The 19,449-nt window shown below is 66.8% G+C and carries 8 protein-coding genes; all 8 read left to right on the top strand.

Translation table 11 applies throughout. From position 1 onward, the window contains the following. The first annotated feature begins 178 nt into the window (after positions 1-178). The 8 genes from ACSFBC_RS12905 (at position 179) to ACSFBC_RS12870 (ending at position 18,864) form a co-directional block, all read left to right on the top strand. On the top strand, positions 179-883 hold the full coding sequence (locus ACSFBC_RS12905) for an energy transducer TonB (protein WP_435510735.1): 705 nt from the start codon (positions 179-181) through the stop codon (positions 881-883). After that, positions 880-1,392, top strand: a complete 513-nt coding sequence (locus ACSFBC_RS12900) for an RNA polymerase sigma factor (protein ID WP_435510734.1) — start codon at positions 880-882, stop codon at positions 1,390-1,392. The genes ACSFBC_RS12905 and ACSFBC_RS12900 overlap by 4 nt, the downstream gene beginning before the upstream one ends. A 116-nt stretch (positions 1,393-1,508) precedes the next feature. Continuing rightward, positions 1,509-2,498 carry a FecR family protein gene (locus ACSFBC_RS12895; protein ID WP_435510733.1) on the top strand — a complete coding sequence of 330 codons (990 nt, stop codon included), beginning with the start codon at positions 1,509-1,511 and terminating at the stop codon, positions 2,496-2,498. A 287-nt stretch (positions 2,499-2,785) separates the two neighbouring features. After that, entirely contained in the window at positions 2,786-15,226 is a 12,441-nt protein-coding gene (locus ACSFBC_RS12890; RefSeq protein ID WP_435510732.1) for a filamentous haemagglutinin family protein, read from the top strand. Positions 15,227-15,427: 201 nt separating this feature from the next. Beyond that, positions 15,428-16,099 carry an RNA polymerase sigma factor gene (locus ACSFBC_RS12885; protein WP_435510731.1) on the top strand — a complete coding sequence of 224 codons (672 nt, stop codon included), beginning with the start codon at positions 15,428-15,430 and terminating at the stop codon, positions 16,097-16,099. A 391-nt stretch (positions 16,100-16,490) separates the two neighbouring features. Continuing rightward, positions 16,491-17,240 (top strand): TonB family protein, encoded by a 750-nt coding sequence (locus ACSFBC_RS12880; protein WP_435510730.1) that lies wholly within the window; start codon positions 16,491-16,493, stop codon positions 17,238-17,240. Next, the gene (locus tag ACSFBC_RS12875) at positions 17,233-17,745 is read left to right on the top strand and encodes an RNA polymerase sigma factor (RefSeq protein ID WP_435510729.1); all 513 of its coding nucleotides are present in this window, start codon (positions 17,233-17,235) and stop codon (positions 17,743-17,745) included. Before ACSFBC_RS12880 ends, ACSFBC_RS12875 begins: the two co-directional genes overlap by 8 nt. Positions 17,746-17,859: 114 nt before the next feature. After that, positions 17,860-18,864 (top strand): FecR family protein, encoded by a 1,005-nt coding sequence (locus ACSFBC_RS12870; RefSeq protein ID WP_435510728.1) that lies wholly within the window; start codon positions 17,860-17,862, stop codon positions 18,862-18,864. The last annotated feature ends 585 nt before the right edge of the window (positions 18,865-19,449 follow it).

Below are 19,449 nucleotides of genomic sequence, written 5' to 3'. Positions count from 1 at the left end.
TCTGTAACGAAGCAGTCACGGGGCGCTGCCACCATGACAGATTCCACAATGGTGCGTACCCCTTGCCGAGCCAATTACTCCCTCTGTCATGGTGCCCGCGGTACGGCCACGGGCATGGCGGCGTTCGTGGCAATGCAGGGCGCGAAGATCGGCCGGGATGTGCTCGCACACGGCCGGAGTGACCCGTTGCGGCATCGTCTTGTGGGCGTTGTGCGCATACGCGCAAGTCTGGGCGACTGACGACGCAAAGGTCGTCGTGCCGCGCGCCGCGGCGCCGGCGCAGGCCAGTCGTGCGCTTCTGGATTTCGACATCCCCGCTCAGCCGCTGGCATCCGCCTTGAATCGTTATTCGGCGGTGACTGATCGGCCGGCGGTGTTTCGCAGTTCTCTGGTGTCCGGGCGAACATCCTCGCCGCTTCGCGGAGCCTATTCGCCGGAAGCCGCCCTGCCTCTCCTGTTGAGCGGCACCGGTTTGGTTGCCCACCATGTCGGCACCGGGGACACCCATGCCTTTGTCCTGAAGCCGGCCAGCGCGAGCGAGCCGGCGACGGTCGCCACAACCGCCGGCACGAGCAGCCCGTCGACCTATGACGGGCTGGTCCAAGCCACAGTGTGGGAAGGTCTTTGTGCCAACCCACAGACCACGCCCGGCGATTACCGCGCCTTGCTGCGTTTCCAGATCGATGCTGCCGGTGCCGTCCAAGACGCCGGCTTGCTGGGCTCGACCGGCGACAAGGGACGCGATGCGGCCGTGTTGCAAACGCTGCACCGGGTGCATATCGACCAGTCGCCGCCTGCCGGACTGGTCCAGCCGCTGGTCATGCTGGTACTGCCCCGCGACGAGATTGCGGGTCGCGCTTGCGTCAAGAGGTCCTCGCGTTGACCGGAGAAGCACAGCCCCTGCTGCTGGACTATCTGGTCAAGCGCTACGACCAGCTCAAGAGCCGTCTGAGCCGCCGGCTCGGCAGCGATGAGTTGGCAGGCGACGCCTTGCAAGATACGTGGCTGCGGCTGCAGCGCCTGGAAGATCAGGGGCCTGTCCTGAATCCCCATGCCTTCCTGCTGCGCATGGCGGCCAACATCGCGGTGGACCAGCAGCGCAGCCAAAGCCGTGCCGTGCCGCGCAGCGAAGCGGACGCCTTGCTGGAAGTCGTGGATCCCACCCCTGGTCCCGAGCAGACCGTTGAGGCCCGCTCCGACATGGAGCGTCTGTTCAAGGTCATCGACCGCATGTCCAAGCGTCGCCGGGAGATCCTGATGCTCGTGCGCTGGGAGGGGCTGTCGCAAAGAGATGTCGCCAAAAAGCTGGGGGTTTCGCTGCGCACGGTCGAGCACGAACTGAAGCGCGCGCACGACTATTGCGCGGCCCACATGGTCGACACACGAAAATAATTGGGGGATTTGTAGCGTGGCAGACGTCTTCACTCTGATGAAGCAATACACCGTGGTCGCCAACGCCTGCATCAGCAGGCCAGGTTGGCCGTTTGACGTGACACTCTGAAGCCCCCATGCCCCTGAACGAGGATCGCCGCACATCGTCAGACGCACTCCAGGAAGAAGCGCGTATCTGGGTGCGCCGGCTCGCGTCGGACGAGGTGACGCAGTGGGACATCCAGGCGGTCAAACGCTGGCAGAAGATCAGTCCCGCCCATCAGGCGGCGTTTGAAGAGGCCAAGCGCCAGTGGCACCAGATGAAGCCGGTGCTGGGCGAGCTTCTGCAGGCCCGCCCCAAGGTGGCGGCTTTCCACGATCGCGCGTTGCGCGGCGCGGTCATGGGTCGTCGGGCGTTACTGGGCGCGGCCGTCAGCACCGCCGCCGTCGCGGCCATCGTGGTGGTGCATCCGCCTCTGGGCCTGTGGCCCGCCGCAAAGGAATGGAATGCCGACTACCGCACAGCCACCGGCGAACAGCGGAACCTGGCGCTGGCCGACCGTGTGAGCGTCACCCTCAATACGCAGACCAGCATTCGTCGCCACGCGACGAACGAGGTCACCACGGGCATCGACCTGATCACCGGGGAGGCGGCCGTCGATCTGTTGGCAGGTGGCAAGTTCTTCCGCGTCATGGCGGGTGTGGGCCGTAGCGTCGCCGAATCCGGGCGTTTCGAGGTGCGGCACTTGGATGGCAAGTCCTGTGTGACCTGCCTCGATGGTGTCGTGCGAGTGGAGCATCCCAGCGGCATGCGAACGCTGCGGGCTCTTCAGCAGACGGTCTATGACGCCGGATCGATCAGCCGTGTCACCAGCATCGAACCCGCGACGGCGGTGGCCTGGCGCAACGGCGCGTTGGTGTTCGAGCAGACACCGTTGTCCGTGGCGATCGATGAGATCAACCGCTATCGGCCGGGCCGTGTCGTGCTGATGGCCCGCGCCATGCAAGACAACACCGTCAGCGGGCGTTTCTCCATCGCCGCACTCGATGGCGTCTTGCTACAGATCCAGCACTCGTTCGATCTGAAGGCCCGCTCATTGCCGGGCGACGTGCTCATCCTGAGCTGAGACGCTCCGCCTCTTTCATCGTGTATGACGAAACGATGACGTGCGCCATGCACGTTGTCGGATTGGTCATGCGCATGCGGCGGGCGTGCTGACATGTATGGGAGCGTTTCTCTGGATCTGCAGACGATCAAAAAATTGTTGGGGGTTTCTGAATTTTGCCGTCGTCCTATCAGTAACCGAGGCACGTTTCGCCGGCGCATGGCGCTGGCAGTGCCTTCTTGAACAGGGCTGTCCGGCGCGGAACGGACGGCCCGATAGGCATCGCCTCCAACTACGGCAGGAATTTCATGACCCCACGCACACGCAACGGCAAGGATCAATCCAAACGCACAGAGGACCGTGTCTTTCGCATGGCGCCCATTGCGAGGGCCATTGCCATCACATTGGCGGCCGGCGGGGTGATCGGCACTGCGCATGCGCAGCGGGCCTTCAGTGCGGGCTGGATGGCACAGAAGAACCTGGTCCAGAACAACGTCATGCAAACGGGCCGTCTGGCCAACGGCATGCCCGCGTCGAGCCTGACGAGTCCGCTCGGGCAGCAGCAGAAGGCCAACGAGCAACTGCAGCGCTCCATCGGCAACCTGAACCTCGCTGCGCGCGGCATCGCCGCCCAGCAGGCGGCACAAGAAGCCGCACGCCGTGCTGCGGGCCTCGCCCCTTCCGATGTCCCCGACGGCCTGGCCGAAGGCGGCCTGAAGGTCGATACGAATTCGCTCACCGCCGGCTGGCTCAACGCCAAGGACCCGACCCAGACGGTCGCAGGCGGCCGCACCACGGTCGACATCCAGCAGACCGGCGACAAGGCGATCCTGAACTGGGAGACCTTCAACGTCGGCAAGAACACCACGGTGGATTTCCAGCAGAACGCCGACTGGGCGGTGCTCAACCGGGTCAACGATCCGAGTGCCCGCCCCAGCCGGATCCTGGGCCAGATCAAGGGCGACGGCACGGTGCTGCTCGTCAACCGCAATGGCGTGGTGTTCGATGGCACCAGCCAGGTCAATGTGCGCAACCTGGTGGCCGCGGCGGCGCGCATCAGTGATTCGCAGTTCAAGGACAACGGGCTATACAGCGCCGACAACAACGTCGCAGCGCTGACTGAGGCGCATGGGAAAGTGCTGGTGGAGCGCGGCGCGCGCATCACCACCCACGAACCTTCGACGGCCACGCGCGGCGGTGGCTATGTGCTGCTGGCCGGCCACGGCGTGGAGAACGCTGGCCACATCGAAACCTCCAACGGTCAGACCCAGTTGGCGGCGGGTGATTCATTTGTGATCCGCCGCGGTGTCGGCACCGCGCAGAACACCGCATCCACCACCCGCGGCAATGAGATCGCCCCGCGTTTTGTCACTGGCAGCACTGCCGGTGAAGTGAGCAACACCGGTCTGATCCGCGCGCGGGAGGGCGACATCACCCTGGCCGGGCGCACCGTGGAGCAGGCCGGTGTGGCCGTGGCGACCACCACGGCCAACCAGCGCGGCAGCGTGCATCTGCTGAACGCCATTGGCGACCGTGCCGGTTCGGTCACTTTGGCCGAAGGCTCGACCACCACCGTGCTCATCGAGGACGACGGCAAGACCACCGCGCTGGACAGCCAGCGCGACGCGTTGATCGCCGAATCGGCGGTGCAGGATCCGCTGCGCGCCACCAGCAACAGCGGCACGTTCGACAACCTGTCGCGGATGCAGGACCGCCGCGACCAGTCCCGCATCGAGATCGTGTCAGGCGGCAACGTCGCCTTCGAAGGCCGGTCGCTGACCCTGGCCACCGGCGGTCAGGTGGTGGTTGACGCCGCGGGCCGCAGCTTCCTGGCCGATGGCGCAAGAGTGGATGTCTCCGGTGCCACCGGGGTCCAGGTGGCGATGGAGAGCAACAACGTCCGGGTCAACGTGCAGGGCAACGAGCTGCGCGACTCGCCGCAGAACCGCGACAGCGGCGCGCTGTTCAACAGCAACGTCTGGGTCGACCGACGCGACCTGATCCTCGTGCCCAAGGGCACCGGCGGCTACGAAAGCGACCGCTGGTATGCGGCCGGCGGCTTGTTGGAAGTCAGCGGGTATCTGAGCAACCAGGGTCACCGTCTCGGCGAATGGGCCGCCCAAGGCGGCACGGTCATGCTGGGCGGCAATGAGGTGATGACCCAGGCCGGATCGCAGGTGAACCTGTCCGGCGGCACGCTGGACGTGCAGACCGGCTACATCCATCAGACCTGGCTCAAGGGCAGGGATGGCCGGCTGTACACGGCCAAGCACGCGCCGGCGACGATGCAGTTCACCGGCCTGTACAAGGGATTCGAGGACAACCATGAGCGCTGGAACATCACCGAAACCTACTACAGCCCGCTGATCGGGCCGCAGAAGCGACTGGAGAACGGCTACACCGTGGGCCGCGATGCCGGTGAATTGCGGCTGTCTGCCCCCACGGTGGTGCTGGAAGGCGAGATCGACACCAGCACCTTCCAGGGCGTCCGTCAGGACCGTGGCCCGGACGTGGGCCGGGACGGCTACGAACAGGCACAGACCGCCGTGGCGCGCAACGCCTCATTGCTGTTGGGCAGCTACAGTGCGCGCGGCCGCGATGGCACGTTCGCCACCGATATCCGCTTCAGCGACGAGGCATCGGCACCGCTAGCGATGGACCTGCAGGCACCGTTGGACGCCAGCCGTCGCAACACCTTCTGGATGGACGGCGGCACGCTCAGTGCGCAGCAGTGGGGGCGGCTCGATCTGGTCACCAGCGGCACCCTGCGTACCGACGGCGATCTGCATCTTCAGGATGGCGCGGCCATGGCATTCACCGCGGCACGCGTGGAAATCAACGGCAACATCACCGCCCATGGTGGTTCGCTGCAGGCCGGCAACTTGATGAGCGTGCTGGGCACGCCGCAGCCGCTGCTGCGTGATGGACGTGGTGCCGTGGTGGTGGGGGACAACGTTCGCATCGACCTGACCGGCACCTGGGCCAACACGTTGATGGAGCCCGGATCCATGAGCCGTGCGGCCTGGATCGACGGCGGTAGCGTGCAGCTGGAAAGCAGCCACGATGTCCAGTTGGGCCAGGGCAGCCACATGCTGGTAGATGCTGGCGGGCGGGTGAATGCCCGCGGCGATCTCAGCGGTGGAGAAGGCGGCAGCGTGCTGCTGCGCGCCGACGATGCGCGTGTGGCCAGTGATGGGTCCGGGCGCGTTAGCCTGGGCAAAGGCACCACGTTCAGTGCGCTAGGTATCAGAGGCAGTGGCAGCTTCGCACTTGAGACCGGTGGCCTGGTACGGATCGGCGGCGATGCAGCAGCGGGCGCCCTGAACCTGGATAGCACCTTTTTCGGCGGAGGCTTCTCGTCCTATGACATCAATGGTCATGCGGGGCTGGATGTTGCCGATGGTGCGTTGCTGAAAGTGCTGCGCCCAACGCTGCGCGCCACCGCCGGGGCGCTGGTGGCAACAGAGCGCACGGCCGCGCTGGAAGCCTGGCTCGCACCGCTGTACCAGATGGACCCGCGGAGCGGTGCGGTCAGCCAGCGCGATGGTGCGAGCCTGACCCTGCGCTCGGAGCACGCCTTCCAGGGCGGCGACCTGCGCATCGGCCACGGTGCGCTGGTCGAGGTCGACAGCGGCCAGTCCATCGCGCTGCGCGCGGGCAACAACATTGCGGTGGAGGGCACGCTGCGCGCACGCAGCGGACACATCTCCGTTGACGGCACCCGCAATCCGCTGGCCTTGTTCCAAGGCACCCCGGGCATGCGCACCTGGCGGATCGGCGAGGCGGCGGTGCTCGACGCCAGTGCGGACAGTTTCGTGGCAGTCGATGCCAGCGGGCGACGCCGAGGCAGCGTGCACGCCGGTGGCAGTATCACGATCGGTGGAGACCTCGACTGGGAACAGCACAACGCGATCGCTGATCCTGTGGAGGCCTTCGTCGTGGTGGACGAGGGCGCGCGCCTGAACGCGTCGGGCACCACCGCGCGGCTGCACGTGCAGGGCAGAGGCGAGCAGCAGCTTGATACCGACGGCGGCCGCATCGTGCTGCGTTCCGGCAACGCGCTGTATCTGCATGGCACGCTGGAGGCCGCAGCAGGCGGCAGCACGGCCGAGGGTGGCACGCTGGGCGTCGCCTTCGGTGGCGGCACGTATGCCAACACGGCCGTGGATGTGGTGCTGGCAGCGCGGGCGCTGACCCTCGGCCAGCAGCGCGGACAGGCGGCCGACAGCAACGCCCCGGCGTACGGCCATGCCTATCTGAGCGCGGAACAGATCCACCAGGGTGGATTCGATCACCTGTCGCTGTTCGGCAACGTGCGCGCGACTGAAAGCGTTTTGCTGGCCATGGACGGCAGCCTGCGCCTGTATGGCAGCAGCGGCTTCGCGCCCGGCGCGCCCGGACAAAGCACGCTGCAGCTGACGGCACCCTACCTGCGCCTGGCCCAGGGCAGTTGGCGGCAGGTTACCGGCGAGGGCCGGATACAGGCTGCACCGCCCGCGCTGGACACGGGCGCAGGCCACGTCCTGCGTGCTGCGGCGGACCTGGTCGATGTCCGCGACGTGATCAACCTGGCCGGCTTCGATCAGGTCGATCTGCGCAGCAGCGGCGACCTTCGCCTGCTGGCTGGCAGCGCCAATGGCGCGGCCAGCGGGTTCACCCAGCTGGTAGCCCCGTCGTTGATGGACATCACCGCTGCGCAGATCTATCCCACCATCGGCGCGCGGGCCAGCATCGCCGTAGGCCTGGCGCCGCAGAGCGCGGGCAGCGACGGCATCGCGACCTGGGTCAATGCAGACGCGCGGCTGCGGATTGCCCGTACCGAGGGCAGCACGGCGCCGATGCCGCAGACCGTCTTCGGTTCGTTGAGCCTGATCGGACCGGTGGTTGAACAGGGCGGCATCGTGCGGGCGCCGCTGGGTAGGATCCGCATCGGAGGCACCAGTGACCTGGGTGAAGGGTCGCAGGTGCGCCTGCGCGACGGCAGCGTCACCTCCACCAGTGCGGCTGGCCTTTCGCTTCCATACGGCGGCACGGTGGACGGGCTGCAGTGGTATCTGGATGGTGCGCAGGTACAGCCGCAGAAGATCGGCGGTGCGATCGGGACCGAACCCATCGGCGTCACGCTCGATGCACGGCAGACACTGGTCGAATCCGGTGCCGTGCTGGATCTGTCCGGTGGCGGTGTACTGACCGGCGCGGCCCATGTCAGCGGACGCGGTGGGTCGGTGGACATCCTGCGCCATACCCTGGCCGAGGCCAATCCAGCGTATGCGTTCAGTGACGCAGGCCATGCGGTGTATGCGATCGTGCCGGGCTACGCCGGCAGCGTGGCACCGGTGGGCATGGGCCAGGGCACCGCAGATCCTGCAACCGGCCAGCGGATTGTGGTGCCTGCCGGCGTGCCCGGCCTGGCGGCCGGAACCTATACCCTGCTGCCGGCGGTGTATGCGCTGCAGCCGGGTGCGTTCCGGGTGGAACTGGGCAGCGCCGGCACCACCGGCTTTGCCGGCGCGGTGGCCACCGGCACCGGTTCGTGGCGGGTCGCCGGGCAACAGGGCAGCGGCCTGGACGGCGCGGTGTCGCCGCTGCTGACCGACCTGCTGATCACGCCCGCCGACGTGGTGCGTCGTCATTCCGGTTACAACGAGACTGCCTACAACACCTTTGTCTCCCGCGATGCGGAACGTCGCGGGCTGCCGCGCGGCATGCAGACCGTGGATGCCGGTCAGCTCAAGCTGGCGCTCAGCCTGGGTGCCGGTCAGAACGGCATGAGCGCCTTGCGGATGGACGGCGAGACCCGTTTTGCCGCCGCCGCTGGAACGGCGGGATACGGCGGCAGCCTGATCGTGATCACGACGGGCGGCACGCTGGATATCGTCGCGGACGATGCGGTGATGGGCGGGGACCCTTCAGGTGCCGTGCTGGAGGCAAGGGCACTGAACGCGTTGAAACCGGCGCGGATGGTGCTGGGCGGCAACCTTTCCGTGGGCTCCAACGTGAACATCGAGGCGACGGCCGACAGCGTCCGTGTGCACGCGGGTGCTGCGCTGCACGCACCTGAGCTGATTCTCACTGCAAGGCCAGGTGGTGAGGGCATCGTGGTCGAGCAGGGCGCCACGCTCAGTACCCTGGGCCAGGGCGCGGCGTCGTATGACGCTACGGACGGCTATTTCTACCAGGGCATCAGCTCAGGCGTGTTCGCGCTGTCCAATGGTGAGTTGAACGTGCTTCCGGTCAGCGGAGCGGCGGACGTCGATATCCATCTCGGCGCGTGCCTGAGTGCCACGTGCAGCGGACAGGCGCTGGTCGTGTCCGAAGGCAGCATCACGTCGGCGACCAATGGCCGCCTGGAGATCGGCGAGAACGCCAGCTACGGCACGCGCCGGCTCAGCCTGGCGGTATCGGCGATCAACCTGGGCCAGGCCGAGGCCTTGCGCGATTTCGCCGCCGAGGGCGGCCTGCCGCCCGGCCTGATGCTCAACCAGCAGGTGCTGCAGCAGCTGCTGCGGGGCAACACTGCCACCCAGGCGCCGGCGCTGGAAACGCTCAGCCTGAGCGCGCGCGATGCCATCAACGTGATCGGCAGCGTGGACCTGGATACGCGCGATCCCGGCACCGGGGTCAGCCGGCTGAAACAACTGGTGCTGGGTGCGCCAGCCATCCACGGCTACGGCGGTGCCGACGCGCGTGCGCGCATCGTCGCCGACACCCTGCTGTGGGACGGTGCCATGGCGGCCAGCCAGCAGATCGGCAGCGACGCCAGCGTGCCGCAGGGCGCCGCGATGGTGAACCGGCTGGGCAGCGGCCAGCTGGACATCATCGCCTCGACCATCGAGCTGGGATCTGCCGCATTCACCCGCCGCCCCTCGGAATCGCGCGCGAACCGACAGCTGCTCGGTTTTTCGTCGGTCAACCTGCAGGCAAGTGACCGTGTGCTGTTCTCCGGCAAGGGCAGCCTGGATGTCTACCAGCAGCAGGGCGACTACGTGGCCGGGCAAGGCTGGCAGTACAGCGGCGGCGCGCTGGACATCAGCGCGCCGTTGCTGACCGGGGCCGGGGCCGCGCAGCTGGCGGTACGTACCGGTGGCACGCTGGCGCTGCACGGTGCCAGCGCGACGGCAGGGGACAATGCCGCACTGGGTGCGGAGCTGTCGCTGCGGGCGCATGACATCGCACTGGACAGCAAGGTGCTGCTGGCCTCCGGCCGCCTGACCGCGCAGGCCACGCGCGATGTCAGCCTGGGCGCGGATGCGGACCTTGACCTGGCCGGCCGCAAGATCAGCCTGCTGGACGTGGACAAGTACAGCTGGGGCGGCGATGTGCTGCTGGGCGCCAGCGAGGGCGACATCCGTGCCGACGCGGGGTCACGCATCGACCTGTCCGCGCGCAACAACCGCGGCGGTCGTTTGACCGTTGATGCGATGGGTGAAGCGGGCGGCCGCGTCGCGCTGGCCGGCAGCGTGCTCGGCAGCGCCAGCGGGCAGACCGGTGCCGGCGGCAGCGTGGTGCCGTGGGACGGTGGCGAGCTGGTGCTGCGCGCGCGCCAGTTGCAGGACTTCGCGGGTCTCAACCAGCGGTTGAACGCGGGCGGGGTGACCGGGGCGCGCAGCTTCCAGCTGGGCGAGGGTGATCTGCAGGTGGGCGACGAGGTCAGGGCACGCTTCGTGGACATCAGCGTGGATGGCGGCAGCCTGGACGTGGTGGGCCGGATCGACGCCAGCGGTGTGCAGGTCGGCAGCATCCGCCTGGCGGCGCGTGACGCGCTGCGGGTCAGCGGCACGCTGGACGCCCACGGGACCGGACTGCGGGTGGATGGCCACGGCAAGATCATCGACAGCCCGAACCGCGCCGATATCGAACTGACCAGCGGCCAGGGGCGGGTAGAACTGGGCAGCACCGCGCTGCTGGACCTGCGCAGCGGTACCGATGTGACGATCGGCACTGCTGCCGGGCAGAACGACGGCGCAGCGCGCGGCAGCCTGCGCATCAACGTGCCGCGCGTGGGCAGCGACGACGCCGCGATCAACGTGGCCGACGGTATCCGTGTCGAGGGTGCGCGCGACATCCATCTCAACGGCTTCCGTCGCTACCTCGATGCGCCGCTGGCCACCGAGGACGACGTGCAGGGCAACCGCCCTACGCAGGTCACCCAAGGCTGGCTGGACACCGTGGTGGACCCGGACAACCGCGCCTGGTTCGATGCGGCGCTGGGCAATGCCGGCCTGCAGCAGCGCGCGGCTGCGCTGGGAACCTACCGCCTGCGGCCCGGCGTGGAGATCGTCGCCACTGCCGGCGCGGCCAATACCCGTGGCGACCTGGTGGTCTCCGGTGACATTGATCTCTCCGGCTACCGTTACGGTCCGCAGGCAGACCGGCTGGATCCGGCGCGACGCGGCTTCGGCGAGTCGGCGGCGCTGGTGCTGCGTGCCGAGGGTGACATCCGCCTGTACGGCAGCATCAACGATGGCTTCGCACCGCCACCGGCAAACCCGGATGAAGCGGGCTGGACCTTGCTGCCGAGCAACAGTGGTGACGCGCGCACGCCCTACGGTGCCGACATCATCGTGCCGATCGGCGGCATACAACTGCAGGCCGGCACGCGCTTCGTCGCCGGCACGACGCTGAACTACCCGATCCCGTTCCGTGCCATGACCTTGCCGGCCGGCACCGAAGTGCCGATGGACACGCGCATTGCCGGTGCCCTGCTGCTGACCGCCGGCACGGTATTGCGTGCGCCGGTGACCACCGCCGAGGGCCAGCTGCTGGCGGCCGGTACTGTGTTGTCCGCAGCGCTCGAGCTGGGGACTGGCGCGGTGCTCGGCGCCGGCTTCCGCCTGGACACCGCGCTGGCGGTGCAGGCGCAGGTCTGGCCGGCGGGCGTTGCGTTGCCGGCTGCGATGCGACTGAACGCTGCGGTGGAGCTGAAGGCCGGCTCGCTGATTCCGTCCATGACCGAGGTGCAGCTGGCTGGCAACCAACCGGTCAACCTGCGGCCGGCGGATGCCAGCGGCAGCCAGGGGCGCAATTGGGCGCTGGCGCCGATGCTGCCCGAAGGCACCACGTCATGGGACCTCACTGCCGTGGCCGGTGCCGATACCAGCGCGGCCGACATGCGCGCGCGCCGTTTTGGCGCCAGCGGTGACCTGGTGCTGGCGGATACGCACTATTCGACCCTCCGTACCGTACAGACCACCAACGTGTTCGTCGGCGAACGCGTCATCACCCTGCAGGGTTCGCTGGATACATGGGGCGATGAAAGCTTTGCCGGCAAGCCGGTCAAGGAACTGGCCGATATCTTCGCCATGTCCGAGGACAACTTCTGCTTGGCCTTCGCGGGCGCCTGTGCCAATGCACCGCGCCTGGTCACCCGCGAGGGTTCACTGGCGTGGGTAGGCGATGAGAGCTTCACCGGGAAACCGGCCAGCGAACTGGCCGCATGGTTTGGCTGGTCCGAAGAGGAGTTCTGCGCGCAAGGCGCGGAGGTGTGCTACGGCGGCGGCGAGTGGGTCAACGAAACCCACTACCCCAGCCGGGTTGGCAGCCCAGCATGGAGCGTGCTGCGCACCGGTGCAGGCGATATCAACCTGCTGGCCGCAGGGGATGTGGCGATGCGCTCGGGCTTCGGCGTCTACACAGCGGGCACGCCCAGCTGGCTCGGAGAAGGGCGCGACGCGGCCTTCAATCCGGCCCGCGCAGCCGCGCCCTTGGCAGGACAGAGCCCGCTGCTGGGGCCGGTGCAGGCCGGCGGTGCCTATGACGCGGCACTGAGCGCTCACCAGGCGTGGTACCCGGACGCGGGCGGCAATCTGCGCGTTGCTGCCGGCGGCAACATCGGGGGCGACGTGTGGGCTGAAACCGCCATGCCGGGCGGGGCAGCGGGCGCCAATCCGGCAGACAGTGCCAGCAGTGCGATCGGTAACTGGCTGTGGCGCCAGGGCAGCGGCAGCACCGACGGTGTGGTGCCGACCGCGACCAGCTGGTGGATCAACTTCGGCACCTACGCCAACGTGCGCAACCGCGGCGGCGCCACCCCGCGCATGATCGGCTTCACCGGCTTCGGCACGTTGGGCGGCGGAAACCTGAGCCTGGAGGCGGGCGGACACGCCGGTGTCGTGCAGGGCCAGGGCAGCGCGCTCACGCCCGCGTCCGGCGCGGAGCACGCCACGGCGATCGTCGCCGCTGTGGGCTCCACCGGCAGGGTGGTGGACGGCGAGATGATGCTCACCGGGGGCGGCGACCTGTCCGTGCGCAGTGCAGGTGCCCTCAATCCCAACCTGGAGGCCACCTCGCAAGTGCCCAATGGCAATGTTCAGAGCCTTGAGTTGAATGGCACGCTGGTCAACCTGCGCGGGGCGCTGACGCTGCAGGCATCGCGGATAGGTGGTGTCGCCACCAATGCGTTCAGTTACCGGACGCTGGACAGTTCGCTCGCGGTGTCTGACCCGTCCGTTGCACTGCGCGGTGACGCGCTGGGGGGGCCGGTGCTGGTGCTGGGCGACGCCAGCGCGTTGCTGCAGGCGCGCGGTGATGCGGTGCTGGGTGCGGTGACCGATGCCGGACGTTCGGCGGTCCTCAACTACAACGCGGTGACCCTGGCTGACGGCAAGACGGCGGCGGGCACCAGCTGGTTCTCGCTGTGGACCGACCGCACCACGCTTGATGTGGTGTCTGCCGGAGGGGACCTGGCGCCGAGCCTGGTCGGTAATCGGCATACGATGGGCCGCGATGTGGCGGGCGAAATCTTCGGCTCCTCTCTGCGTTACTGGACGCTGCCCTCGGCGGTCCGCCTGCTTGCCGCCAGCGGCAACATCAAGCTGGACCAGGCGTCGGGCGGGGGCAATGACATCCTGTTGACGCGACCCTCGTCGAGCGGGGTGCTTGAGGTACTGGCCAGCGGTTCCATCCTGGCGACCGCGGGCTCGGTGGGGATCAGCGGCGGCGGCGCCGACACCCGGTTGCCGACGCCCTTCGATCCGGCGTTCGTGGCCAGCCAGGGTCTTGCCCGCGTCGCCAGCAACCTGTCGCTGGACGCGCCGGCCGTGGAGCCGCAGCTCGGGCTCCCGCTGTATGCCTTCGGCGCACCCACCCTGCAGTTCAACGACCTGCGCGATGGTGGCAGCACCCCGAACCGCTTCTACGCGGTGCAGGGCGACATCATCGGGCTGCGCACCGGTCAGCAGTGGCAATTGCCCCCCGACGCCAACGATGGCCGAACGGTGTTCACCTTCAACGACGTCGCCGCGCCGGTCAACGTCCGCGCCGGTCGCGACATCCTGCTCAGTGACATCGGCGGGCTCAACAACACCGCAACCGACATCAGCATCGTTGAAGCCGGCCGCGATATTGTCCATACCCAGATACGCGTCGCCGGCCCGGGTAACCTGGAGGTCAGCGCTGGCCGCCAGATCCGCCAGGAAGACAAGGCCAGCATCACCACCACCGGGGGACTGGTCCAAGGCGACACCCGCCCGGGTGCCAGCATTGCGGTAACGGCCGGCAACCAGCAGCTGGACTACACCGCGCTGCGTGCCCGCTACCTGGATTGGGCAAACCTTGCCGACCCGGACCTGACCCTGGCCGAGCAGCCGGGCAAGGCAGTCACGCTGTACGCCACCGAGCTGGAAACGTGGCTGCAGGAACGCTTCGGCGTGCCGGCCAAGGGCGATGCGGCACTGGCGCTGTTCGATACGCTGCCCGCCGCGCAGCAGCGCATCTTCCTGCGCCAGGTCTACCACGCCGAACTGCGCGCCGGCGGCCGCGAGTACAACGATCCGGACAGCCCGCGCTTCGGCTCCTACCTGCGCGGCCGCGAGGCGATCGCCACGCTGCTGCCGGAGAAGGATGCCGCAGGCAAGGCGATAGACCGCAGCGGCGACATCGTCATGTTCGGTGGCTCCGGTATACGCACCCAGGCCGGTGGCGACATCGACCTGATGGCACCGGGCGGACAGATCGTGGTCGGCGTGCAGGGTGAGGTACCGCCGGCCTCGGCGGGTCTGGTCACGCAAGGGCAGGGCGATATCCGCGTGTTCAGTGACGGCAGCCTGCTGTTGGGCCTCTCGCGGGTGATGACCACCTTCGGTGGCGACATTCAGGCGTGGTCGGCACGGGGCGACATCAACGCCGGCCGCGGCGCGAAGACCTCGGTGCAGTACACCCCGGCACTGCGCGTCTACGACCAGTGGGGCAACGTGGACCTTTCGCCGCAGGCGCCGGCCACCGGCGCGGGTATCGCCACGCTGGCGCCGATCGCCGAAGTGCCGGCCGGTGACGTCGACCTGATCGCGCCGCTGGGTACCATCGATGCGGGCGAAGCGGGTATCCGCGTGTCGGGCAACGTCAACCTGGCCGCGTTGCAGGTGGTGAACGCGGCGAACATCCAGGTGAAGGGCGAGTCCAAGGGGATCCCATTGATCGCCGCGGTCAATGTCGGAGCGTTGACCAATGCCAGTGCGGCGGCTTCGCAGGCCACTGCTGCGGCGCAGGACGTGTTGCAGCGCGAGCGTGCATCGGCCCGGCAGAACCTGCCCTCGGTCTTCACAGTGCGGGTGCTCGGTTTTGGCAGTGAGCGGCTCGAACCAGTGGAATCGGAAAAGCCGTCGTCACCCCCGTCGGGGTTGCAATCCAGAGTGGTTCCCTACGACCCGATCAACTTCGTGCAACTCATTGGTAACGGACAGAACATCCAACCCGGGATGCTGTCTCGCCTGACCGAGGCCGAGCGGCGGCAGTTGCAACAAAGCCGCTAGACCCAGGCCCGGAGTCGTGTTTCTCACCTGTTCCCTGCACTGGCGGGGAACAGGCTGGGGAACCTTTGCCCAGGATCCGCCATGACTTCACTTCAACCTGTTTCCACACCTGGTGGCATCGCACCGCGCTTGCGGCCGCGTCGATCTCGCGCTGCCGCGCCGGCCGGACGTGCCGCACACAGTCACCGAGGTCACTGCGCCATGGACGTCGGTGTTTGGCATATCCGAGATTCGCTCGAGTCGATCGACGCCCGCGTCGTGGTTGACGACGAATGCGCCGAGAAGAACAGCGGCATCGCACTGCGCGAGGTCCTGGCGTCGAACTACCAACGGCTGCACCAACGCCTGCTGCGCCATCTGGGCTGCGCCGACCGGGCCAGCGACTGTCTGCACGATGCCTGGCTTCGTCTGGGTGAGATGCACGTATCCGAGCCCGTGCAAAGCCCCGAGGCCTACGTCTACCGCGTGGCCTGCAACCTGGCGATGGACCGCCTGCGCAGCAACCGCCCCATGCAGTACGCGAGCGGCGTGGAATCCGAGCTGGACGCACTGGCCGACCATTCGCCCGGCCCCGACGTCATTGCCGAAGCCCGCTCCGAGCTGGAAGCGGTGGAGCGCGCGCTGCAGCGCCTGCCGCGTCGCCACCGTTCGGTGCTGGTCGCACTTCGCCTGGAAGACAAGACCCGCCAGGAGGTCGCAGCCTGGCTTCGCATCTCCCTGCGCAGCGTGGACACCGCGCTGCGCCAGGCCCTGGACCACTGCGCCGAAGCCTCCGGCCAGACGGTGATGGTGGGCGTCGGCTCACCTCGACGCGACCTGTCCCCACGCTGGCGGACCCCGTCCGCCGCAGAAGGCGCCGCGAACCCTGTGTGAGTCGTCAAGACGAAGACATCGAATGCGGACGGAACCGAGACACATGAAGGCCTGCGGAGAACTTGAATCGCAGTCGACTTCAGTCGGGTGCCGTGGAAGCCTGTCCGTCCGAGCCCTTCGAATCTGACCGGTTCAGGGACGGCGCTCAATGCGAGACCGATCCAACCGATGGGCGTCTTGCGCATGGCAGCAGCGGCAACCACGTAACTCCTTCGCGGACGCGATGAATCACGGGTTTTAACGAATTCGTCACAAGGCGCTCTCACCATGTCGGGTTCCAGAATCAGGGCCATCCCTTGCCGCCTCAAGAAATTTTCTTCCTTTTCCACTCGCTTTCGTGCCGTGGGCGGGCTGTCGATCGCGGTAACGGCGGCCTCAAGTAGCAGCCAGCATGCGTCTGCGCGTCTACCATTTGAAGCGGTGCGCCATTGGTGTCGGAGTGCTGGGGGCGTGCTCGCTGGCAGCGGTCCATGCCGCAGAGAGTGCGGCGACAGCAATGCGGGCAATTGCCGCGAGTGGCGCGAGCCCCGGCGTGCAACGCGAGGAATTGCAGTTCGATATCCCGGCGCAGCCATTGGCCGACGCTCTAAGCCGATACGCCGTGGCATCCCGCCGGACAACCCTGTTTCCGAGCGTCTCCGTGGCCGGGCGGACTTCGTCTGCGTTACGCGGTCTTTATTCTCCTGAGATGGCGCTACGCAAGCTCCTGGAAGGTACCGGCCTCGTTGCCGAAAAAACGCCGGGAGGTCCCAGTGACGCATTTGTATTGAGAGCGGTAGGCCCGTCGGCATCGATGACTGACACCGTGCCTCTGGCTGCAGTGGACGATGACGATGGATACGACGGTCTGGTTCAGACCCGCATATGGCGAGCGCTTTGCGCAAATCCAAGGACCGCGCCTGGCGGCTACCGATCGATTCTTCGGTTCGAGGTGAACGCTGAGGGCGCCGTGCATCGAGTCCGCCTCCTTCGTACGACAGGCGACCCGCGCCGCGACGCGCTGTTGCTGGACATCGTGCAACGCGTGCGGATCGACGCTCCACCTCCCGCTGGCATGGCCCAGCCGTTGACGATGGTCGTACTGCCTCGCTCCGCGAAAGCTGCGCCTTACTGTGGCAGCGGGAGCTCCGAGCATGGCTGATGAGGCGCAGCCGGCGCTGCTGGACCATCTGGTCAAGCGCTATCGCAATCTCAAGCTGCGGCTGACCCGGGTGTTGCGCAACGGCGACTTGGCAAGCGATGCGCTTCAAGACACCTGGCTACGGGTGCAAAGCCAGCAGGATCACGGGCCGATCGGCAGCCCGACCGCGTATTTGATGCGCATGGCGGTCAATATCGCCATCGATATCCAACGCAAGCAAGGTCCGCGACTGCCCACCGATGATGTAGACGCGTTGCTGGAATTGTCGGATCCTGCACCCGGCCCGGCCCAGACGGCGGAAGCTCGTTCGGAACTGGAGGCGCTTTTGCGGATCATGCGTGGCCTTCCCCAGCGACGCAGAGAAATACTGATCCTGGTTCGGTGGGAAGGCATGCCGCAGCAAGAGGTGGCTGAGCTGCTTGGCGTCTCGCTGCGCGTTGTCGAGCATGAACTCAAGCGTGCGCACGACTACTGTGAAGCTCGCATGCGAAATGCGGAAAATTAATTGGGGGATTTGCTGCTTGTCAAACGTCATAGCGTGTGAAGAACACCATCACCCCGACCGCGAGCGAGAGAGCACAGCTGCCTCGTGGCAAGCTTGCGCGTGTGGCATGACACCATGAAGACACCTGCGGAAGACATCGTTCCAATTTCGGATGAGCTGCAATTGCAAGCGGCGGCATGGTTGCGCCGGCTCACCTCCGGAGACGTACGCCCGCGTGACGCCCAAGCTTTCCAGCAGTGGAAACGGATCAGTCCTGCGCATCAGGCCGCATTCGAAGAAGTGAAACGAAGATGGCAAGTCATGAAGCCGGCGCTTGGCGAGTTGCTGCGCACCGATCCTTCATCCGCGGCGCTTCATCGGCGCACACTCGCGAGAGCGGGAATGAATGCAGGCGCGGGGCGTCGGGCTTTCGTCGGCGCGGCAGTCGGCGCAGCCGCGGTGGCAGGCGTTGCCGTGATGCGTCCCCCCTTGGGGCTTTGGCCGTCAGCAGGCGAATGGGCGGCAGACTATCGCACGGCCACCGGAGAGCAACAGACGCTCGCTTTCACTGAGCATGTCAGCGTGATGCTGAATACGCGAACGAGCATTCGGCGCGAGCTGAAGGAGCACAGAACCACTGGCCTGCAACTTGTCGCCGGGGAAGTGGCAATCGACCTGCAGAACAGCGACCTGGCATTTGTGGTTGCGGCCGGCGCAGGCCGCAGTACCTTCGGATCCGGTCGCCTGGAAGTGCGTGATATCGAGGGCAATGTATGCGTGACATGCATCGACGGCGTGGTTCGTGTCGAACATCCCTCGGGAACGCGTGCACTCCACTCGGGGCAGCAGGTCATCTATGACGCGGCCGGAATAGGCCGCGTCACGCAGACCGATCCGGACAACGTTTCTGCATGGCGCAAGGGCGAGCTGGTTTTCAAGGATGTTCCCCTGGGGCGTGTGATCGACGAGATCAACCGCTACAGAAGCGGGCGCGTCATGCTGGCAAATTCGTCGGCGGGCAAGAGCGCGGTGAGCGGGCGCTTCTATGTCGAATCTCTCGACACTGCGCTCTCGCAACTTCAACACTCCTTCAATCTCAAGGCCAGATGGTTGCCTGCGGGCGTTGTCATCCTGAGCTGACCCCTTGACGGTGGCGCCCTGAGGCTTGCAAGTGACGCACCGATGACGAGCTGCGTCGGATACAGCTGCGTCTGCACCGCTCCAGCGGAGGTCACTTCCCGAAAGACCTCAGAACAAAAATACTTGGGGGATTTGGCGGATATCGCACGTCATAGCGCATCGAGGTCGTTCTTGATGCGGGCGCGAGCTTGGCAAGTTTGACCTTCGCAATGCGGCTGGCCGATCGGTTCGGCCGGTCGAATGATGGCTCACTAATCGGCGGATATCCATGAACCCACGCGCACGTTTCACGAATCGGAACTCGGCAAACAACGACGACGCAGTATTCCGGCTCGCGCCTCTGGCCAGTGTCATCGCGATCACGATCGCCTCAGGCAGTTTTGGTTTCGCTGGATCCGCTCACGCGCAACGCGCATTCAGCGGCAGTTGGTTCGCAAACAAGGGCGCTGTGCAAAGCACCGCTGCTGCAACCGGCATGCTCCCGAATGGAACACCGGCATCGCTGCTCACCAACCCGATTGCACAGCAGCAAAAGGCAAATGCGCAACTTCAGAAATCCATCGGAAATTTGAATCTCGCAGCGCA

The sequence above is a fragment of the Variovorax frigidus genome (assembly GCF_051216515.1).
Taxonomy (GTDB): domain Bacteria; phylum Pseudomonadota; class Gammaproteobacteria; order Burkholderiales; family Burkholderiaceae_C; genus Variovorax.
The sequence above is the reverse complement of the archived record's forward strand: the minus strand, read 5'-3'. Positions and strand labels throughout refer to the sequence as shown.